Annotated in this window: 5 protein-coding genes; all 5 read left to right on the top strand. The window is 57.7% G+C overall.

Annotated elements, in window-relative coordinates:
* On the top strand, nucleotides 1-454 hold a 454-nt coding region (locus tag EOA60_RS24185; RefSeq protein ID WP_164899497.1), incomplete at its 5' end, for an ATPase, T2SS/T4P/T4SS family.
* A complete protein-coding gene (locus EOA60_RS24180) occupies nucleotides 454-1425 on the top strand; it encodes a type II secretion system F family protein (RefSeq protein WP_095826437.1) in 972 nt (323 codons plus the stop codon). The genes EOA60_RS24185 and EOA60_RS24180, both read left to right, overlap by 1 nt.
* A gap of 13 nt (nucleotides 1426-1438) precedes the next feature.
* Nucleotides 1439-2389, top strand: a complete 951-nt coding sequence (locus tag EOA60_RS24175; protein WP_095826454.1) for a type II secretion system F family protein — start codon at nucleotides 1439-1441, stop codon at nucleotides 2387-2389.
* 52 nt (nucleotides 2390-2441) lie between these two features.
* The gene (locus tag EOA60_RS24170; protein ID WP_095814209.1) at nucleotides 2442-2990 is read left to right on the top strand and encodes a tetratricopeptide repeat protein; all 549 of its coding nucleotides are present in this window, start codon (nucleotides 2442-2444) and stop codon (nucleotides 2988-2990) included.
* On the top strand, nucleotides 2987-3520 hold a 534-nt coding region (locus EOA60_RS24165; RefSeq protein ID WP_128312006.1), incomplete at its 3' end, for a prepilin peptidase. The genes EOA60_RS24170 and EOA60_RS24165, both read left to right, overlap by 4 nt.

Here is a 3520-nt window from a genome sequence, read left to right as displayed (position 1 = left end):
TCGCATCATCGTCGGCGAGGTGCGCGGCGAGGAGGCCTTCGACATGCTGCAGGCCATGAACACCGGCCATGAAGGCTCGATGACGACAATCCACGCCAACACGCCGCGCGATGCCATATCGCGCCTGGAGCAGATGGTCGGCATGGCCGGTATGCCGATGACGCATGAATCCATCCGCGCTCAGATCGCCTCCGCCATCAATATCATCGTGCAGACGCAGCGCCTTTCCGATGGTGGCCGGCGCGTCGTTTCCATCTCAGAGATTACCGGGATGGAAGGCAATGTCGTCCAGCTCCAGGAGATCTATCAGTTCGTCCGTCGGGATGTAGCCCCGGACGGCACCATTGTTGGCGAGTTCCGCGCAACCGGTGTTCGCCCACGATTCGCTCAGGAGGCGATAACGCTAGGACACCATTTCGCAAAAGACGCTTTCAATCCGCAGGTTCCGCTTTGATGCCGACGGGTCAGACTCTACTTTACTTCGTCTACGTTTTGGCTGCTGCGTCAGTTATCCTCGCGGCCGAGTCGTTTTATTTGTCCTACGCTGCGCGCCGTGTCCGAGCCGGTACGATTAATCGACGTCTCGCGCGGCTCACTGAGGAAGCCCCAGCGGAACAAGCGCTGCAGGGCTTGCTGCGAGAGCGCGGATTGACGGCGTCCGGTGACTACATTTTCGGCATGATCGCCTTGAACCGATTGTATACGCAGTCGGGTGTCACTGGAAATCCCTTAGTATTCGCTTCGCTGTTTCTATTGGCAGGACTGGCGTTGGCACTGATGTTGCCAATGATGTTCGGGTTTTCGTCGGTGGCTGGGCTGTTGGTCTTTTTGATTGTGGGGATCGCGCTTCCGTTGCTGGTGCTACGGCGCGCGCGCAACAAGCGCATCCAGAAATTTGCTGCACAGCTTCCCGACGCACTCGACATGATCGTGCGTTCGCTGCGAGCCGGGCATCCCACAACTGTAGCCATGGGGCTTGTCGCTCGCGAAATGCCGGACCCGCTCGGCACCGAATTCGGTATCGTTTCGGACGAGATCACATTTGGGCTTAGTCTTGAAAATGCGGTTCGAAAACTGTCGCAACGCGTCGGTTTTGAGGGCCTGCACCTGCTGTCGGTGTCCTTATCGATTCAGGCCAAGACTGGCGGCAATCTTACCGAAATCCTCGCAAATCTCTCAACCGTGTTGCGGGAGCGCCAGAAGCTACGCTTGAAGATCAGGGCATTGTCTGCTGAAGGCCGGGTCTCGGCCTGGATCATTTCCTTGTTTCCACTAGTGATGTTCGGCCTCCTCATGATTATCGCTCCCAGCTACTACGGTGACATTTGGAACAATCCTCTCCTAATGCCTGCTTTCGTGATCTTTGGGGTCTGGGCCCTGCTGGGTGACTTCATTATGTACCGCATGGTCAACTTCGATTTTTGACGGGAGCATAAACCTGTTTTCGAGTATCCAGAATCTAGGCTTCCTGATATCCATCGCAGTGTTCCTGGCAGCGGCGGCCCTTTTCCTGTTCGTCGCGCTGATCTTCCTCCCTGCACTTCAAACCCGGAAGCTGGTCTCGCAGAGCTTACTGTCAGAAGGGATCGCCAGCCGCCGATCGCTTGCCGGGCAGGACCAACTCGCCAAGATTGCAGCTCAGCGTCCAGTCGATGCATATTTCCGTTCGGTCGAGAAGGAGCGTGGTGAACCGAATGCCCTGGAGGCAAAGCTCTTTCGCGCAGGATTCTATCAGTCTAGCGCACCGGCTGTTTATACGCTGTCGCGCATCGCGGCCGTGGGCATTGGCTTTCTTGGTTGTTACGCTGGATTGTCAGCTGTCGTCCCACCGCAAATTCCAGGAATTTTTGTATTCGCAGTGGCAGCTCTGTTTGGTCTTGCCTGCTTAGTCATTCCCAGCATCGCGCTCGATCGTTTCGAAAATGGACAGAAGGAAACTTATCGTCGTGGGTTTCCCGATTTTATGGACATGATGATCACCTGCGCCGATGCCGGCATGAGCTTGGAGGCGGCTGTCGAGCGTGTGACAACTGAGTTGGCCGGCACGCATAGATGGCTTGGCATCCAGTTGTCGATCATGAACCTGCAACTGCGAGCCGGCAAGCCTCTTCGGGAGGCCCTACGCGACCTCGCCGATCGACTGGGGCTTGAGGAGGCGCGCGCTCTGGCCGTGCTGTTCCGGCAGTCGGAAGAACTGGGCACGAGCCTCACGGAAGCTCTACGCGTCTACAGCGACGAGATGCGCAGCAAGAGAATTCTGCGCGCCGAAGAGCGGGGCAACGCGTTGCCGGTGAAGATGATGATACCGCTCGGCGTCTGCGTGTTTCCTGTGGTTTTGATGATTGTCCTGTTGCCGATCATCATTCGAATGAAGGGCATTTTCTTCTAAGCCGTCGTATGCTTAGGTTCTGAACTGAGTCGGGGGACCCCTGGGGGACAGAATGACAGGGAAAATACGCCTCGCGGCCGCTGCTGGTGTGTTGACTATGTTGCTGGCCGGTTGCCAGACCGATCCCAGCGACGGTGTCGTGCGCACCAACGAACCCGCGAAAGGCGATTACACCGCCTTCGGCGACGCCTTTGATGGGCTGAAGACGGTCAGCGATGTCGACTACTATGCCTCGGACCAGGCGGTCACCGAGGCCAAGACCCAGTTTCGCTCCGAGAACTACGGCAATGCCGGCGCCTTGTTCTACAAGGCGACGCGGCTGGCGCCCAACGATGGCGTCGCCTGGTTGGGCCTCGCCGCTTCCTGCGACCGCATTCGTCGTTTCGATCTTTCCGACATGGCTTATAGGCGGGCCTACAAGCTGCTCGGTGCGACCCCTGAATACTACAACAACGTCGGCTATTCCTATCTCCTGCGCGGCAAGCTGCAGGACGCGCGGGCGAATTTCCTCAAGGCCTATGAACTCGCCCCCAACGATCCAACCGTGGCCAACAATCTGAAGCTTCTGTCGTCCAGCGTGCGGAACATCGAGCGGTCATGAGCCTTTTGCTTGCCGCGTCGCTGCTGCTCAAGGCTTTAGCCATTCCACTGCTTGCTAGGGTCGCCTGGGTCGATTTCTCGACCCAGAAGATCTCCAACCGCGACGTTCTACTGTTGCTTTGCCTGGGCCTCGGTTCGCTCCAACTTTTGTCGGTTCAGGCGGGGTCATGGTGGGACATGGGCTTGAGCGCCATTGCCGGCTTGGTCCTGTTCATCGCGCTCTTTCCGTTCTGGGTTCTGCGCAAGGTCGGTGCCGGCGATGTGAAGCTGATGGCGGTCACACCGTTTCTGATTGGAGGAAGCGGTCTCGTCGTCTTTTCGGTGTTTCTGCTGGGTTTCGCAGTCGCTACAGCGGTCCTGGTAAAGAATCCTTTTCTTTTGCCGGCCGGGATGTTCCGCCATTATGTGCAGCACCTGGATCGCAAAGGCGTCGTGCCTTTCGGCGTGCCAATCTCGGCAGCTGCGATCTGCACGATCGCGTTTCAGATCTATGCCAATGTGGCACTGGCCAGTAGCTCCGGGGTTCTAGGG

The sequence above is a fragment of the Mesorhizobium sp. M1A.F.Ca.IN.020.06.1.1 genome (assembly GCF_004023265.1).
Lineage (GTDB): Bacteria > Pseudomonadota > Alphaproteobacteria > Rhizobiales > Rhizobiaceae > Mesorhizobium.
The sequence above is the reverse complement of the archived record's forward strand: the minus strand, read 5'-3'. Positions and strand labels throughout refer to the sequence as shown.

What these genes read in the sequence shown, in the direction of transcription:
- EOA60_RS24180 (WP_095826437.1), top strand. Translation starts at nt 454, where the DNA reads ATGCCGACGGGTCAGACTCTACTTTACTTCGTCTACGTTTTGGCTGCT.
- EOA60_RS24170 (WP_095814209.1), top strand. Translation starts at nt 2,442, where the DNA reads ATGACAGGGAAAATACGCCTCGCGGCCGCTGCTGGTGTGTTGACTATG.